The sequence below is a fragment of the Amycolatopsis sp. EV170708-02-1 genome (assembly GCF_022479115.1).
Taxonomy (GTDB): domain Bacteria; phylum Actinomycetota; class Actinomycetes; order Mycobacteriales; family Pseudonocardiaceae; genus Amycolatopsis.
Genome location: NZ_CP092497.1, coordinates 2,874,757 through 2,890,492, shown reverse-complemented (window position 1 = coordinate 2,890,492; position 15,736 = coordinate 2,874,757). Strand labels below are relative to the sequence as shown.

Genomic DNA, 15,736 nt, shown 5'->3' with positions numbered 1-15,736 from the left:
ATAGGTAAGGCTCACCTAAGCCTGTGACCTCCTTGTGATCGAAGGGAACCTTCATGTCGAAGAGATCGGTCCTGCTCCGCGCCGCACTCGTCACGACCGCCGCGACCGCGGCCGTCGCCACGCTCGCCGCCCCCGCCTCGGCCGCGCCGGGCAGTGCGACCAACAACGGCAAGACCCTCTCCGCCTCCAACGCCACGGGCCTCGCCGCGGCCGGCGAGACCATCACCATCACGGGCAGCGGCTACAGCTCCGCCGAGGGCTACTACGTCGCGCTGTGCGCCGTTCCCGAGGACTACAGCTACGGCACCAAGCCGAGCCCCTGCGCGGGCGGCGACGGCCAGGGCGGCACCGGCGTCGGGCCGTCCGCCTGGGTCACCAACTTCCCCGGCGGCTCCTCGCCGATCGCCTCGAACGGCACCTTCACCACGCAGATCCGGATCGCCGAGGTCAACTCCGGTCTCGACTGCTCGAATCCTTCGGTGACGTGCGCGATCGTCTCGCGCCGCGACCACTTCGCCTCGAACGACCGGAACTCGGACGTCTTCATCCCGGTCTCCTTCTCCTGATGGCGGGCCGGTCGCGGGGTAGGGACGACCCCACCCCGCGATCGGCGGCCCGCCGGATCCCCTCGCCCGGGGAAATCCCTAACTTTCCAGGTATGTTCCGAATCGCGGCCACCGCCGCCCTGCTGACCATCGCGACGGTCCTGACCGCGCCCACCGCCCAAGCGGCGACGACTCCCGCGTCCGCGGCCGGCGTCTTCGACGAGATCCTTCCGCGAAGCCTTGCCGAGCACCACATCCCCGGCGCCGCCGTAGTGGTCGTCGAAGGCGGGAAGACCGTGTTCTCGGCGGGCTACGGAGTGTCCTCAGTGGACACTCAAGCCAAAGTGGACCCCGCGCGCACCGGGTTCCTGATCAACTCCGTCGGCAAGTCGATCGCCGCGACCGCCGCGATGCAGCTGGTCGAGCAGGGCAAGCTCGCACTGGACGCCGACGTCAACACATACCTGAAATCGTTCAAGATCCCCGAAACCTTCCATGGCCGGCCGGTCACCCTGTCCTCCCTGCTGACCCACACCGCCGGTTTCGAAGACCGCGTGTACCGGATGTTCACGCCACGGGACGAGAAGCTGCCCGCGCTCGCGGAGCACCTCGCGACCGAGATGCCCACCCGGATCCGCCCGCCCGGCGAGGTCGCCCTCTACTCGAACTACGGCTACGCGCTGGCCGGGCATCTGGTGGAACTCGCCTCTGGACAGTCCTATTCGGACTATGTGCGGCGACACATCTTCGAACCGGCGGGTATGAAGGACAGCAGCGTCGCCCAGCCCACCCCCGATGTCCCGCTGGCGACCGGGTACCGCTGGGACGGCTCCGCGCAGGTCGTCCCGCCCGCCAATTTCGGCCCCGAACCGCCCGCCGGTGACGGGAACGTCGCCACCCCGGCCGACATGGGCCGCTACCTGTCCGCGAACCTCGTCCCCGGCGTGTTCGGCCGCCCGTTGCTCGACCAGCTGCACGGCGCGCGGTTCCGCAACGACCCGCGGCTGCCCGCGATGGGGTTCGGCTTCTCCGAGCGGTACCTGAACGGCCTGCGCCTGGTGGAGAAGACCGGTGACTCGCCGGGTTTCTTCAGCGTGCTGGAACTCGTGCCGGAGAAGAACACCGGCGTGTACCTGGCGTTCAACGGTGGCGCGTTCTCCGGCGACGCCGCCGCGGTGACCGCCGAGGTGCTGAAGGCCTTCGTCGACCGGCTACAGCCCGCCACTCCCGTTCCCGCGCCCGTGACGCTCGCGGGCGACGTCTCGAGGTTCGAAGGCAGCTACGGCAACACCCGTCTGGACTACGACAGCTTCACGAAGGTCCGTGCGCTCGCGGGCGGCGTCACGGTGACCGCGGACGGCGACGGCGCGTTGACGACCTCCGGTCTCGGCGAGGGGACGCGGCGCTGGACGCAGACCGAACCCGGCCTGTTCGCCGACGCCGCCGGTGAGCGGATCGCGTTCCGCGAGGCAGGCGGGGAGGTCCTGCTCTTCGCGGGCGACGACCCGAACTCCTCCTACGAACGCGTGTCGTGGCTCGGCTCGCCTTCCACGCATCTGCTGATCCTCGGTATCGCGCTGCTGCTCCTGCTGGGCGCGCTGGTGTGGTGGCCGATCCGCGCGTTCGTCCGGCGCGGCCGGGAGCGGAACCCTTCGGGCGCCCGGTTCGCGACCGTCGCCGCCTGGTCCGCGGCGCTGTCGGTGCTGCTGTTCACGGCCGGTTTCGCCCTGCTCATGAGCGATCTGAGCGCCGCCGCCGTGGCGTTGACGTCCGGGCACTCCCCGTTGCTGAGCGTCACCTTGCTCCTGCCGAACGCCGTCCTGCTCCTGACCGGTGCCGCCGTCGTCTGCGCGGTGCTCGCCTGGGTCCGCGGCTGGTGGAACACCCCGCCAGGATCACCTACACGGTGGTTTCCGTCGCCCTGCTCGCCTTCCTCGGGGTAATCGCCTCCTATCACCTGGTCGGGCTGCCCTATCTGGCGTGATGACCGCCGTCACATCGCCTTGACCTCCAGCTAACTGGAGCTAGCAAGGTGGGTTTCAGGCGGTGGCCCCACCGGGTACAGCCGCTACGAACGGGTCGTTCCACCTGGGGAGAAACGCGGCGCCCCCGGTCGCCGCAAACGGGTGAAGACGACTAAGTTCGTCCTTGGAAACTTGTGTCGAAGACAGAAGGAGGGCCGATGGCCCGCTACGTGCTCCCCGATCTCGACTACGACTACGGCGCCCTGGCGCCGCACATCTCCGGCGAGATCAACGAGCTGCACCACAGCAAGCACCACGCGACCTACGTCAAGGGCGCGAACGACACGCTCGACAAGATCGCCGAGGCCCGCGAGGCCGGCAACTTCGGTGACATCGTCGGCCTGCAGACCACGCTGGCGTTCCACCTCGCCGGGCACGCCAACCACGTCGTGTGGTGGAAGATCCTCTCCCCGGAAGGCGGCGACAAGCCGACCGGCGAGCTGGCCTCCGCGATCGACGAGGCGTTCGGCTCCTTCGACAAGTTCAAGGCGCAGTTCACCGCGGTCGCCACCACGATCCAGGGCAACGGCTGGGCCGCGCTCTCCTGGGACCCGATCGGCAAGACGCTGATCACCCAGCAGCTGCGCGACCACCACAACAACCTGGTCCTCCCGACCACGCCGATCCTGCTGGTCGACGTCTGGGAGCACGCGTTCTACCTGGACTACAAGAACGTGAAGCCGGACTACGTCAAGGCGCTCTGGAACATCTTCAACTGGGCCGAGATCTCCAAGCGGTTCGACAACGCCGTCGCCGGTGGCAACGGCCTGCTGCTCGGCTGACTTCTCGCCACGAAGCGGGGCTCTCCTTCCGGGAGGGCCCCGTTCTTCGTTTCTTGACCTCCAGCGAAGTCGAGGTGTCAAGGTGGACGCATGGACGTCGCCGCATACCTCGACCGACTCGGGCTCGACCGCCCCGCCGCCGCGGACGTCGCCGCGCTGCGGACACTGCAGGAACGCCACCTCGCGGTGGTGCCGTTCGAGAATCTGAGCATCCACCTCGGCGAACCGATCGTCCTGGACACCGAGGCGCTGTTCGGCAAGATCGTGCGGCGGCGCCGTGGCGGCTTCTGTTACGAGCTGAACGGGCTCTTCGCCGCGTTGCTGGGAGAGCTGGGCTTCGACGTCACCCTGCAGGCGGCGAAGGTCTTCCGGCCGGACGGCACCCTCGGGCCGCCGTTCGACCACGCCGTCGTCCGCGTCGAGCTGGACGAGCCGTGCCTGGCCGATGTCGGCTTCGGCCGGTTCAGCCGGTTCCCGCTGCGGCTGTCCGCCACCGAGGCGCAGGCCGACCCGGACGGCGAGTTCCTGGTGCTCGACGCGCCCCACGGCGACATCGACGTCCTCATGGACGGCAAACCCCAGTACCGGATCGAGCGGCGGCCGCGGGCGCTGGACGAGTTCGTCCCGACGGCGTTCTGGCAGGCGACCTCCCCGGACTCGCATTTCACGCAGGGGCCGACCTGCTCGCTGCCGACGAAACACGGCCGCGTCACGCTCGCGGGTGACAAGCTGATCGTCACCACCCACGGCATCCGCGAGGAGACCAGGCTTTCGGGTGATCAGGAGATCCTGAACGCCTATCGGAAGGAGTTCGGGATCGCACTCGACCGGGTGCCTTGACCTGACCGGCGCGGTCATCGACCATGAACCCTTCCGGAATGAACGAAGCCCCGCCTCCGGGGGTAACCCGGTTGCGGGGCTTCGTCCGTTCCCGAACTGACTGCCGCTCCCACCACGAAGCGGACATGTATGAGGTTAGCCTAACCTCATCTTCCCGGACAAGGGGTTCGGCCGAGAGATGCCGATCTCACCCTTCCGGGTGACGGCGGACTTGTTCACGGGGCTCGGCGGGCAGATCCTGCGGTTCCGCGGCGAGGTCCCGGGCGTGCCGGTGTCGACGATGGAGGACCCCGTGCTGGTCCGTCGAAGGCATCGCGGCGTCGGTGGACGGCCGCGGCGAGGTCCGCATGGCGTGCCGGTGTCGACGATGGAGGATTTGGGACGTTGAGTGTCCCAAATCCTCCATCGTCGAGGGAACGCTCACGAACCCTGTGCACGGCGCCGGTGGTAATGCCACGTCACCGCCGCGAGCAGCGGCCCCCAAAGCAGCAACGGCGCGTAGAGGACGATGACCAGCCAGTACGCCCAAGGCTCGCCCGCCAGGTCGGCGTTGAAGGTCGTGTACACGAACAAGCCGCCGTAAACCGTCGTGGCCAGCGCACCGAGCGACGAGACGACTACCACCTTGCGGGCGGAAACGGGTTTGCCGCCGACGAACGGAAGCCATCTCGGCCAGGTCTCGCCCCACGGCTGGATGAGACCGAGCGCCAGGAAGGCGACGGCCTCGGAGAACACGGCGAGGAACACGAGATACAGCGAGCCCCAGCCGGGCGTCATCATGACGTCCATTTCGGACTGTGCCAGGCCGAACGGGATCCCGGCCGCGAGCCCCAGCCGCCACAGGCCGGACGGGACGTTCACCAGCGCGACGGTGTGCGCCGCCGACTTCGCCCAGCCGGGCACGCCTGGGACGCTGCGAAACGTTGTGGTGTTCATGGTTCGAAGCATCGCCGGATGCGCTTCGGGACGATTCCCTCCTGCGGTCCTTCGGCCTCCCCCACGGGAGGGGAACGAGATCGTCTTCCTTGCGTACAAGCAACTGCATCACACTCGGCCGATGATCTTCTTGTCGGCACCCGCCGGAACAATGAACGGATGACCAGCCACGTGTTCGTCGACGAAAGCAAAGAGCGCGGCTACTTGGTGACCGCCGCCGCGCTGCTTTCCGGCGACCTCACGTCCGCCCGGCGCGCCATCCACGGTCTGGTACTTCCAGGGCAACGGCGCCTGCATTTCACCCACGAGAACGACGGACGCCGGAAACGGATCCTGGACACCATCGCCGGGCTCGGGCCGACGGTGACGATCTACGACGCTTCCGCACATCATCGACGTTGTCAGCGCGAAGCGTGCCTCGACGCGCTGGTCGAGGACCTTTCGAGCACCGGGACACGGATGCTGGTCCTGGAGAGCGACGAGTCGATCGTGGAGCTGGACAGGAAGACGCTGTATCGCTCTGTCCGACGGCACGGATGCCACGAGACTCTCGAATACCGGCACTTACGTGCCTTCGAAGAACCATTGCTGGCCGTACCGGACGCCCTCGCCTGGTGCTGGCAACGTGGCGGCCACTGGAAGGCCAGAGTGCGGGAAATGGCGGAAGAGGTCAGAACCGTATGAGGTCCGGATACGCGAAACCCGGCCCACCCACCGTCCGGAAGGCTGCCGGGTCCACTTCGCCGGTTTACTAACCAGCGCTGATTCGAAGTTTACCGCACCCCTCCCCGAACGCCCACTCCCTGGATCCGCCCATCGGGTTGGCGTTTCGCCGGACAGCGGGCGCCCGACGGACTAACTTCACCCCGTGGCCACCCCGAACGACTACCGCGCCATCGCGCGCAAGACCGACCGTCCGATGTGGATCTGGGCGGGCTGCGCGCTGGTCAGCGTCCTGCTGCTGTTCGGTGCCGGCATCGTCGTCGCGATCACCATGCTGAGCCAGGACGATGAGCCCGAAGCCGAGCTCCCCTCGGTCTGGCCGTCCAAGCCCGGCCAGGAGCTCCGCCCGGTCACGATGCCGACGGGCGAGATGGTGGCCGCGCTGACGGACGAAACCGGCGCGCAGGTGCTGTGCCAGGCGATCCCGGAGCAACGCTGGGAGGAGATCCTCGGCGGTCCCACGCTTCGCGAGGCCGGCCAGTCCTGCCACGCGGTCACCGCTCAGCTCGACGTCAGCGCGCACATGATCCCCGCGCTGCCCGAGGACACGAGCCGGGGCGTGCCCACGAAGACCACGGTCGCGGGCAAGCTCGCGGTCATCGCCACGGACAAGGACGGCACCAGCCTCGGCGTCGAACTCGTCGAGGTCGCGCCGCACAACGGCGCCTCGCCGGTGCTGCACGTCTCGATCCGCAGCCGGATCGTGCGGGGCCCTGAAACCGAGACGAAGGCGAGAGCGCTCGCCGAAGCGCTGATCGCGGGCGCGACGCCACCGGGATCGAAGTTGCCGAAAATCGGCGAGAACGGCGAGATCCCGTTGGAGAAGACCGAACCCGGCCCGATCAAGGACAAGCCGCTCCCGGTGATCTCGTGGCTGCTGTGCGGAGAACTCGGCCGTGCGCTCGGCGTTCCGGCCGACACGGCGAAGCCGACGTTCTTCGCCGGATGCGAGCTGAACGGCGTGACCGCGGATTACAGCGAGCGGTCCACCGCCGTCGCCCCGACCACGACCGTCGCCGGGCTGCCGACCCAAGTCGACGGACGAGGCGTCGTCGTGCAGCTCACCGACGATCCGGCCGGGCAGACGCTCAAATTCAAGGGCACCGGCGATCTCGTGGCGCTCGCCGAGAAGATGGTGCCGCCGCTGCTCGGCCGTTAGGCGCGGTAGTTCGACAGCAGGTCGCCGAGAAGCGTCTCGTACGCCTTCCGCTCGAAACGGGCGCCGGTGAACCGGTACTCCTCCGGGTCGTCGAACGGCTCGTAGTCGGTTTGCCAGCCGAAGGCCCGCCACTCGACCACGTCGTCGCCGAAGACGATCTCGACGCTGAATCCACCGCAGCCGAGATCGCCGCACAGCGGACACATCAGCAGCGCGACCCTGCCGTCGTCGAAATCGCCCGGCAGACCGCCCAGGAGACGGGAAAGCGTCTCGACCGCCGCCTCCCGCCACCGCTCGTCGTCCATGAACAGTGGCGTCAGATGCTGAGTGGGCACCATCTCGCGCAGCGCGACGCCGTCGATCGTCCAGTCGAGGAACCGGGCCTCGCCGTCGTTCCACCGGGTCACCGACGGTTCGACGCCGAGCCGGTTCACACCCGTTCCCGCTTCAGCACCCGCAGGCCGTTCCCGAACCGCCGCACCGGCAGGCTCACCCCGCCGCGCCGGATCAGCACGACGGCGCACACCACCGCGGCGACCGCCGAGATCGCGCCACCGATGTAGAACGGCGACCGGCCGCCGAAAGCGTCGGCCATCCAGCCGGTCATCGGGCCGCCGATGGGGTTGCCGCCGATCAGCACCAGCACGTACAGGCCCATCACGCGGCCACGCATCTCCGGGCTGACCGCGGTCTGCACGAGCGCGTTCGCCGTGTTGAGGAAGGTGATCGTGGCGAAGCCGAGCGGGATCAGCGCGAGGCCGAAGGTCAGGTACGTCGGCATGAACGCGGTGATCACCTCGAACGCGCCGAGCAGGAACGCCGAGATCAGCAGCAGCCGCACGCGCGGACCGCCGCGGGTGTTGCGGCGGGCCGACATCAGCGCGCCGGTGAAGGTGCCGACGGCGACCAGCGTCGACAGCAGGCCGTAGCCGTCGGCGTTGGTGTGGAAGACGTTCGCGGCGACGATCGGCAGCGACGTGAAGTACGTGATGCCGAACGTGCTCACGAAGAACACCAGCACCATCACGGTCATCAGGTCACTGCGCCGCCGGACGTACCGCAGCCCCTCGACGAGCTGCCCCTTCTCACGCGGGATGGCGGGGCCGCGGAAGAGCTTGTCCGGGTTCATCAGCACCAGCGCGGCAATGACGGCGCCCGTGCTCACCGCGTTCGCCATGAACAGCCAGCCGGTGCCGACCCAGGTGATCGCGAAACCCGCGATGGCCGGGCCGATGATGCGGGCCATGTTGAAGATCGACGAGTTGAGCGCGACGGCGTTGGTGACCTTGTCCCGGCCGACCATCTCGGCGACGAACGACTGCCGCGCGGGCACCTCCAGCGAGGCCGTCACGCCGAGGGTGAAGCAAAGCAGGTACACGTGCCAGAGGGCCGCGATCCCGCCGAGATCGAGCGCGCCGAGGATCACCGCCTGCGCCAGCACGGCGATCTGGATCCCGATCAGCAGCCGCCGTTTGTCGACGCGGTCGGCCAGCACGCCCGCCCACAGCGAGAGGAACAGCGTCGGCGCGAACTGCAGCGCGACCGCGATGCCGAGCGCGATCGGGTCGTTGCCGCTGAGGGTGAACACCAGCCAGTCCTGCGCGATGCGCTGCATCCAGGTGCCGATGTTCGAGATGACCTGGCCGGTGAAGAAGAGCCGGTAGTTGCGCACCTTCAACGAGGAGAACATGCTCCCGCGCGGCTTCTCGCGCGCGGGTGGTGGCGGTGGAGCGGGTTCCCGGGTAACGGTGGTCTTGGAAGGACACTGTGTTTCGTTACCCGTGGTCGTCACCGCTGTTAGTTCCCCGCCATCCTGTCGATGATCTCGGAGGCGCGAGAGAGCACTTCACGTTCTTCGGCGCTCAACTCCGCCAATTGCTTGTCCAGCCAGATCTCCCGTGCGGTGATCTGCTCTATCACGTAGGCCCGGCCGCGGTCGGACAGTTCGACGATGGCCTGGCGGCCGTCCGTCGGATGCGGCCTGCGCTCGACGTAACCCATCTCCTCGAGCGCGGCGATCACCCTCGTCATCGAAGGCGGCTGGACGCCTTCCTTCGCGGCGAGCTGGCCGGGGGTCAGCGCACCGCATTTGTGCAACGTCGACAACGCGGAAACCTGGGTCAGCGAGATGCCGTCGCCGGCACGCTGGGCCCGTAGCCGTCGATTGAGCCGCACCACCGCGAGACGCAGGCGGCTCGCCAGTGAGCGCTCGTGCGTGTCTCCGGACATATAGTTAGCATACCTCACGATCGGATCATCGGCCCGTGAGATCGCCCACGGATGACATAACCGCTGGTCAGCTGAACGCGGCCTGGATCGGGCCGACCGCGAAATAGGCCACGAACATGGCCGCGATACCCCACATCAGCGGGTGCACGCCCTTGGCCTTCCCGGTGACCGCGCGGATGACGACGTAGCTGACGAAGCCGGCGCCGATGCCGTTCGCGATCGAGTAGGTGAACGGCATGACCACGATGGTCAGGAACGCGGGCAGCGCGACGGTGAAGTCGGCGAAGTCGATCTCCTTGACCTGGCTCATCATCAGCGCGCCGACGACGACCAGCGCCGGAGCGGCGGCCTCGACCGGGACGACCTGGTAGAGCGGGGTCAGGAACATCGCCGCGATGAAGAGCACGCCGGTGACGACGTTCGCGAGCCCGGTCCTGGCGCCCTCGGCGATACCGGACGCGGATTCGACGAAGACGGTGTTCGAACTCGAAGACGCGAACCCGCCCGCCACGGCGGCGGTGCCGTCGACGAACAGGGCCTTGCCGACGTTCGGGAGTTTGCCGTCCGCCGGGAGCAGGCCGCCTTCCTTCGCCAGGCCGGTCATCGAGCCCATGGTGTCGAAGAAGTCCGCCAGCACCAGGGTGAACACCAGCAGCACCACGGTGATGATCGGCAGCCGCGTCCAGGCGCCGAAGGAGATGTCGCCGACCAGCGAGAGATCCGGCAGGCCGAGGACCTGATCCGGCAGCGCCGGGTAGCCGAGGTTCCAGCCCTGCGGGTTCACGCCCTTCGACGGGCCGACCTTGGTGATCGCCTCGACGACGATCGCCAGCACGGTCGACGCGAGGACACCGATCAGGATCGCGCCCTTGACCCGCTTCGCCACCAGGATGCCGGTGACCAGCAGACCGACGACGAACACCAGCGTCGGCCACGTGGCGATCGAACCGTTGATGCCCAGCCCGACCGGCACCGTCGTCTTCGCGTCGTCCGGGACGCGGCGGACGAAGCCGGCGTCGACCAGGCCGATCAGGCAGATGAACAGGCCGATGCCGACCGCGATCGCGGATTTCAGCGGCGGCGGCACGGCGTTGAACACCGCCGTCCGGATGCCGGCGAACACCAGCAGGACGATGACCAGACCCTCGATCACCACCAGGCCCATCGCCTCCGGCCAGGTCATCTGGGAGGCGAAGGTGACCGCGATCAGGCTGTTGATGCCGAGGCCGGTGGCGATGGCGAACGGGTAGTTCGCGACCAGGCCCATGATGATCGTCAGCACCCCGGCGACCAGCGCGGTCACCGCGGCGACCTGCGGCACCGGGAGGATGTTGCCGAGGACGTCCTTGTGCGCGCCCGCGTCTTCGGCGGAGAAACTGCCGAGGATCAGCGGATTCAGCACCACGATGTAGGCCATCGTGAAGAAGGTGACGATCCCGCCGCGGATCTCACGCCCCGGTGTCGAGCCGCGCTCGCTGATCTTGAAGAACCGGTCCAGTGTGGACCGGGTGCGCTGCTCCGCCATCGCGTACCACCCTTCGCCCGTTGCCGGGTACCCTTCCCCACGTGGGCGAATCGATCAATTCCGGGGAAGTAAACGGTTCATTGCGGCCAACGCCGGAGCTGCCGAAGCGGCTGACCGACCTGACGCCGGTCGTGATCGTAGGTACCTCGCTGTGGGCGGTCGCGACCGTGGTCCTGTTCTTTGTGACCGACGGCATCTGGGTGCAGACGGCGTTCTCCGGCGTCGTGCTCGGCTTCATCGGTCTCGCGATCATCGCCTGGCAGCGCGCAGCCGCCCGCCGGGGCTCGAAGAGCGCCCAGCGCCTCTAGGCCCCGTCCGCGTTTCGTCCTCTGGATGCGGTAGTTGCACACGCAAGTACCGCATTCAGAGGACGAAACGCGGTCAGTTCAGGAGCGAGGAGGGCGAGGGGTCGTCGAGCAGGGCCGTCAGGACGTGGCGGTCGGCCCAACGGTCCGTGGCCCAGGCGAAGGCCCGGCCGAGGCCTTCCGGGGTGTCGGCGGCGTGCAGCCTGCCGTCGGACCACCAGGCGACTTCGTGCTCCGCGTCCTCGAAGGTCACCGTCAGCGCCTCGTGCAGCAGCACACCGCCCTCGGGCAGTTCGACGCCCAGCTGATCGGCGGCCAGCCGGAGCGCGGACAGCTCCGTCCACGGCACGTACTCACCGTCTTCGGTGACCTTGGCGTCGAGACCGCTCGCCACGGGCAGGTCCAGCAGTTCCGCCAGCGCGGCGGCGCCGCTCGCCGAGACGACCATCCGCTCCGGCGCCAGCACGGCCGCGAACCACGGCACGTCGAGCACGACGGCATCGCGAGCGTCGACGGCCGAGCCGTCCGCGGCGCGGACCCGATCCGGCGCGGGAACGTCCACTGTGTACTCGGCGAGCGCCGCGTGCGCCCGGGAAGCGAGCCCGGGACTCACCTTGCGCTCGGGGTCCCCGAGCCGCTCCAGGAGGTCCTCGACGTCTTCGGCGTCCGCTCCCAGCTCCGTCCGGACCCCGGCGGCGAGCAGGATCTCCTTACTCAGCCCCGAATCCGGGACGACGTCGTAGAGCCCGGCCAGCGCGGACGCTTCCGGCATCCGCCAATCGAGCGGCGCGTGCCCGTCCAGCAACGCGTAGCGCGCCAGCCACCAGCCGGTGTGCCCACCAGGTTCGGTGAGGGCACGCCAGGTCTCCGGCCGCGCCGCGAGCAGGCGCAGCGCCTCCGGCCACGCGTCGTCGCCGACGAGGTCGAGGTCGCGCACGGCGAGCACCCGCGACGGCGGCCGTTCCCGGGAGTCCCACCACTCGTGTTCCTCGGGCAGGCCGTGTTCGGGTTCGAGCGGTTCGTCGTCGGTGATGACCGCGAACGAATCGAGCACGCCGACCGCCACCAGCGTGCCCACCGGCCAGTCTTCGGCGAATTCCTCGTCCAGCACGGACAAGGCGCCGTCTTCTTCGAACACCTCGGGGTCGAAGATGTCGCCCAGCGGCGACGCCGGGAGGACGAGCTCGTCCGCGCGACGCCAGCCGTCCTCGCTCGGCAGGGCCAGCGCGCCCGCCCATTCCGGGGCTTCGTCGCCGACCTCGGCGATCAGGCGCAGCACCGCGCCCGCGAGCGCCATACCGTCCAAACCGGACCGGACGTCTTCGACACTGCGCTCGACGGCCGCGCTCAGCGCGTCGGCTTCCAGCAGATCGCCCGCCTCGGCGTGCTTGGCTCCCAAGCGTTCCAGCAGCGGATGCGCGGCGGCGGGGTGCACCAGCCGCAAACCGATGATGTCCACATCGGACAGAAGTTCGAGCAGTTCGGCCGAACCGCCGACGAGCAACGCGTCGCGGACGCCGGGCAAGGTGCGGCCGTCCGACATCGGCACCGGCAACGCGCCGAGATCGTCCTTGGTGAGGTCGTGGGCTTCGAGCGCCGGGAGCAGCACGTCGTAGAGCGAACGCCACCACGAGGGCTCGCGTTGCGCCCCGGTCAGCAGCTCGATGGCTTCGGCCGGCGAAAGCGACCGCGCGCCGACCGCGCGAAGGTCCACACCGGACAGTGAGATCAGCCCCGGCACGAGGTCGGCCAGCAACGGAGCCAGCCCGGGGACGTCCACCGACAGGACACGCGCCTGACGCCCCGGCAAGTCGTCGCCCGCTTGCGCGGGAAGCCAGGGCGAATCGGCGAGGTTTTCGAGGATGGCCTCGCGCAGCGTTCCGTCCACAGTGGAACGAGGGAAGCCCGCGCCGGGCACGAGCGCCAGCCGTTCCTTGCCGGGCAAGGAACAGACGAGATCGACGTATTCCCGCGCGGCGTTCTTCAACGCCGCGGTCAGCTCCGGCCCCGGCAGCGCGCGGCGCCGGGACGGCTCGATCGGGAGCGTCGCGATCAGCCTCGCGGGCAGGGAAAGCTCGTCGTCGGTCGGGGTCGGCGCGTGCAGGACGTCTTCGCCGAGCGGCCGGGGCGAACCGGATCCGTCCAGCGGGACAGCCCAGACGACCTCGCCGCGATGCACCTGCCAGTGCTCGGAACCGTCGGGCGACGCGAGCTCGACAACGCCGTCACCGAGATCGGAGCGGCGCCAGAGACCGCCTTCGACCTCCACGCTCTCCAGCCAGGGCAAGGTGAGCAGGAGATCGCCGATGTCGTTCTTCAGGTCCGCCAGCAGGGCCTGGGCGTCGACACCCTCGCGCAGCGGAAGCCGGACCTCGGTGGTGAAACCCTCGGGCACGGGAGGCTCGTCGTGGCCGACCGGCCACGGAAGCCGCAGCACGGGAACGTCGCCGTCGCGGCCGGCTTCGGCGCGCGTGCGGTCCGCGGAGAACGCGACCCCGCCGGTCACCGAAACGATCCTCGGCTCGGCGGAAACCGTGAGCACGGCGGCGAACCCGACGCCGAACCGGCCGACGGTCTCCTCCCCCTTGCCGGAAGCGCGAAGGGAGGCAAGGGATTCGACCCCGCGGGCGTCCAGGGGCGCCCCCGTGTTGGCGAACCTCAGCTCACCATCCACAACGGACACCCGGAGCCTGCCGCGGTCACCGGCGGCCAGCGCGGCGTCGGCGGCGTTCTGCGCCAGCTCGACGAACAGCCGGTCACGGTAGCCACCGACCCGCAGATCGTTCTCGGTGTTCGTGTCCTCGGTGAACCGCGTCGGCGAATCGGCCCACGCCCGCAGGACGGCGGCGCGGAGCCGCTCGGTGCCGAACGGGTCAGTGCTCACTGGCGCTTTCGGCCTCGACCTGCGCTTCGTCGGCGGTCTCGGTGGTCTCGACAGTGGCGGCCTCGGGCTCGACCTCCGGCTGGACCTCGGCGGTCTCGGGCGCCTCGGCGACCGGGGCCTCGGACTCGTCGACGACCGTGGCTTCGGCGGGCTCGGGTTCGGGAGCCTCGGCAGGGGCCTCCGGCGCCGGCTCGAAGTCCATCAGAGAGTCGTCGTAGACCAGTTCCGCCACCGGCACCGAAGAGGTCACCTCGACCTCGATCTCGGAATGCGCGCCGCAGCCGTACTCGACGTCGACGACGTGGCCGTCCGCCGGGGAGATGTCGTTGGTGCACGCGCCGAAGGCCGCGCTGAGCGACCCGGCGAGCGGCACGAAGAACCCGCAGCTCCCGCAGACGTCCGGCGCGCTGCGCGCCATATCCGACCGCGGGCCGAACTCGCCGCCGTGCCAGCGGGCGGCGGCGTCGAGCCTGCCGTGCCGGGACAGCACGTGGACCCGGCCGAGACCGGTCTCCTTGGCGACCGCTTCGACCGCCGGGTCGTCGGACTCCAGATACGCCGGGGCGAGCCGCGGGTCGTCCTTCTCCACCGGGAAGATGTCGCCGACGCCGAGGTCGCCCGCCTGCACCCGGCGGTCCCACGGCACCCAAGCCGGGGCGACCCGCGCGTCCGGGCCCGGGATCAGCACGACCTCGCTGACCGTGATCGGCTCGTCCTCACCGGCGAGCGCGACCGTCACCGACCAGCGCCAGCCTCGATACCCCGTCACGGTCGCCTCGAACAGGTGGCTCGCGGAGACCGCGTCCTCCCGGTCGACGCCGACGTGCGCGCCGACCTGTTCGGCACCGGCGTCCTCCAGCACCGCCGCGCGGGCCAGATCGACCGCCTCGGCGAGTTTGCGCTGGATGGAGCCGTCGTCCAGGGTCAACAGCAGGGTCATACCCCCATTCTGCCGCACGCGATATCGCGGTCCGTGTCAGGCTGTCCGCGTGCGCACGCTGATGACCACCTCGCTCCTGCTGGCCGCCGTCCTCGGTGGCTGCGCCGCCGCGCCGGTGAGCGACGCCGCGCCGCCCGCGCCGGAGAAACTCAAGGTGCGGGTGCTCTCGACGTTGCCCCACGACCCGGCCGCCTTCACCCAGGGCCTCGAGTTCTCCGGCGAGACGCTGTACGAGGGCACCGGCCTGGTCGGGAAGTCGTCGATGCTGGCCGGGCCCGCGGGCGCGGCGCCGACGGTCCGGCAGGAGCTGCCCGGCCTGTTCGGCGAGGGCATCACCGTGCTCGGGGCGACGGCCTGGCAGATCACGTGGCAGGACGGGGTCGCGATCGAACGCGACGCCAAGACGCTGGCCGAGCTGAGGCGGGTGACGTACACCGGCGAGGGCTGGGGGCTGTGCCATCGCGACGGGAAGCTGGTGATGAGCGACGGCTCGTCGAAGCTGACCTTCCGCGACCCTGTGTCCTTCGCGCCGACAGGCGGCGTCGATGTCGGCCGTGACCGGCTGAACGAGCTCGAATGCGTCGGCGACTCCGTGTACGCCAACGTCTGGCAGACCGACCGGATCCTGCGGATCGACGCCGCGACCGGGCGGGTCACCGGCGAAATCGACGCTTCCGGGCTGCTCGACCAGGCCGAGCGTGGTTCCGCGGACGTCCTCAACGGCATCGCGGCGGTGCCCGGGACCGACGAATTCCTGATCACCGGCAAGCTCTGGCCGAGGATGTTCCGGGTGAAGTTCGTCGCGAACCCCTAGAAAGCAGTGGTGAACGCGCGAAGCGGACCT

Annotated in this window: 16 protein-coding genes; 9 read left to right on the top strand and 7 right to left on the bottom strand. The window is 69.3% G+C overall.

The features are described 5' to 3' along the window. Positions 1–53 precede the first annotated feature (53 nt). From MJQ72_RS13305 to MJQ72_RS13285, 5 genes are all read left to right on the top strand, one after another. Positions 54–566, top strand: a complete 513-nt coding sequence (locus MJQ72_RS13305; RefSeq protein WP_240599475.1) for a hypothetical protein — start codon at positions 54–56, stop codon at positions 564–566. Positions 567–658: 92 nt separating this feature from the next. After that, complete coding sequence (locus tag MJQ72_RS13300) at positions 659–2,488, top strand: serine hydrolase (RefSeq protein ID WP_240599474.1); 1,830 nt, start codon at positions 659–661, stop codon at positions 2,486–2,488. Positions 2,489–2,727: 239 nt separating this feature from the next. Beyond that, positions 2,728–3,351 (top strand): superoxide dismutase, encoded by a 624-nt coding sequence (locus tag MJQ72_RS13295; RefSeq protein WP_240599473.1) that lies wholly within the window; start codon positions 2,728–2,730, stop codon positions 3,349–3,351. A gap of 90 nt (positions 3,352–3,441) precedes the next feature. Next, positions 3,442–4,191 carry an arylamine N-acetyltransferase gene (locus tag MJQ72_RS13290; RefSeq protein WP_240599472.1) on the top strand — a complete coding sequence of 250 codons (750 nt, stop codon included), beginning with the start codon at positions 3,442–3,444 and terminating at the stop codon, positions 4,189–4,191. 178 nt (positions 4,192–4,369) lie between these two features. Next, positions 4,370–4,579 carry a hypothetical protein gene (locus MJQ72_RS13285; protein ID WP_240599471.1) on the top strand — a complete coding sequence of 70 codons (210 nt, stop codon included), beginning with the start codon at positions 4,370–4,372 and terminating at the stop codon, positions 4,577–4,579. 32 nt (positions 4,580–4,611) lie between these two features. Here the strand turns inward: MJQ72_RS13285 and MJQ72_RS13280 are convergent, their stop codons facing one another. Further along, on the bottom strand, positions 4,612–5,127 hold the full coding sequence (locus MJQ72_RS13280) for a hypothetical protein (protein WP_240599470.1): 516 nt from the start codon (positions 5,125–5,127) through the stop codon (positions 4,612–4,614). A 159-nt stretch (positions 5,128–5,286) separates the two neighbouring features. Here MJQ72_RS13280 and MJQ72_RS13275 point away from each other — a divergent pair, with 159 nt between their 5' ends. Both MJQ72_RS13275 and MJQ72_RS13270 read left to right on the top strand, forming a co-directional pair. Further along, the gene (locus tag MJQ72_RS13275; RefSeq protein WP_240599469.1) at positions 5,287–5,811 is read left to right on the top strand and encodes a hypothetical protein; all 525 of its coding nucleotides are present in this window, start codon (positions 5,287–5,289) and stop codon (positions 5,809–5,811) included. 184 nt (positions 5,812–5,995) lie between these two features. Then, positions 5,996–7,009 carry a hypothetical protein gene (locus MJQ72_RS13270; RefSeq protein ID WP_240599468.1) on the top strand — a complete coding sequence of 338 codons (1,014 nt, stop codon included), beginning with the start codon at positions 5,996–5,998 and terminating at the stop codon, positions 7,007–7,009. Here the strand turns inward: MJQ72_RS13270 and MJQ72_RS13265 are convergent. The 4 genes from MJQ72_RS13265 to MJQ72_RS13250 form a co-directional block, all read right to left on the bottom strand. Then, complete coding sequence (locus MJQ72_RS13265; RefSeq protein ID WP_240599467.1) at positions 7,006–7,443, bottom strand: hypothetical protein; 438 nt, start codon at positions 7,441–7,443, stop codon at positions 7,006–7,008. The two genes, MJQ72_RS13270 and MJQ72_RS13265, sit on opposite strands and share 4 nt — an antisense overlap. Beyond that, entirely contained in the window at positions 7,440–8,699 is a 1,260-nt protein-coding gene (locus tag MJQ72_RS13260) for an MFS transporter (RefSeq protein WP_240599466.1), read from the bottom strand. The genes MJQ72_RS13265 and MJQ72_RS13260 overlap by 4 nt, the downstream gene beginning before the upstream one ends. 107 nt (positions 8,700–8,806) lie before the next feature. Further along, positions 8,807–9,238: a MarR family winged helix-turn-helix transcriptional regulator gene (locus MJQ72_RS13255; protein WP_016337543.1), complete on the bottom strand. Its 432-nt coding sequence runs from the start codon at positions 9,236–9,238 to the stop codon at positions 8,807–8,809. Positions 9,239–9,305: 67 nt separating this feature from the next. Next, the gene (locus MJQ72_RS13250) at positions 9,306–10,763 is read right to left on the bottom strand and encodes an NCS2 family permease (protein WP_240599465.1); all 1,458 of its coding nucleotides are present in this window, start codon (positions 10,761–10,763) and stop codon (positions 9,306–9,308) included. An 80-nt stretch (positions 10,764–10,843) separates the two neighbouring features. Between MJQ72_RS13250 and MJQ72_RS13245 the strand changes: the two genes are divergently transcribed. Further along, positions 10,844–11,071, top strand: coding sequence for a DUF2530 domain-containing protein (locus MJQ72_RS13245; RefSeq protein ID WP_037335676.1), 228 nt, complete (start codon positions 10,844–10,846; stop codon positions 11,069–11,071). A 73-nt stretch (positions 11,072–11,144) separates the two neighbouring features. On the opposite strand, the gene MJQ72_RS13240 is transcribed toward MJQ72_RS13245, so the two are convergent. Both MJQ72_RS13240 and MJQ72_RS13235 read right to left on the bottom strand, forming a co-directional pair. Continuing rightward, on the bottom strand, positions 11,145–13,952 hold the full coding sequence (locus MJQ72_RS13240) for a sacsin N-terminal ATP-binding-like domain-containing protein (protein ID WP_240599464.1): 2,808 nt from the start codon (positions 13,950–13,952) through the stop codon (positions 11,145–11,147). After that, on the bottom strand, positions 13,942–14,892 hold the full coding sequence (locus tag MJQ72_RS13235; protein WP_240599463.1) for a DUF3027 domain-containing protein: 951 nt from the start codon (positions 14,890–14,892) through the stop codon (positions 13,942–13,944). Before MJQ72_RS13235 ends, MJQ72_RS13240 begins: the two co-directional genes overlap by 11 nt. A 49-nt stretch (positions 14,893–14,941) precedes the next feature. Here MJQ72_RS13235 and MJQ72_RS13230 point away from each other — a divergent pair, with 49 nt between their 5' ends. Continuing rightward, entirely contained in the window at positions 14,942–15,706 is a 765-nt protein-coding gene (locus MJQ72_RS13230; RefSeq protein ID WP_240599462.1) for a glutaminyl-peptide cyclotransferase, read from the top strand. The last annotated feature ends 30 nt before the right edge of the window (positions 15,707–15,736 follow it).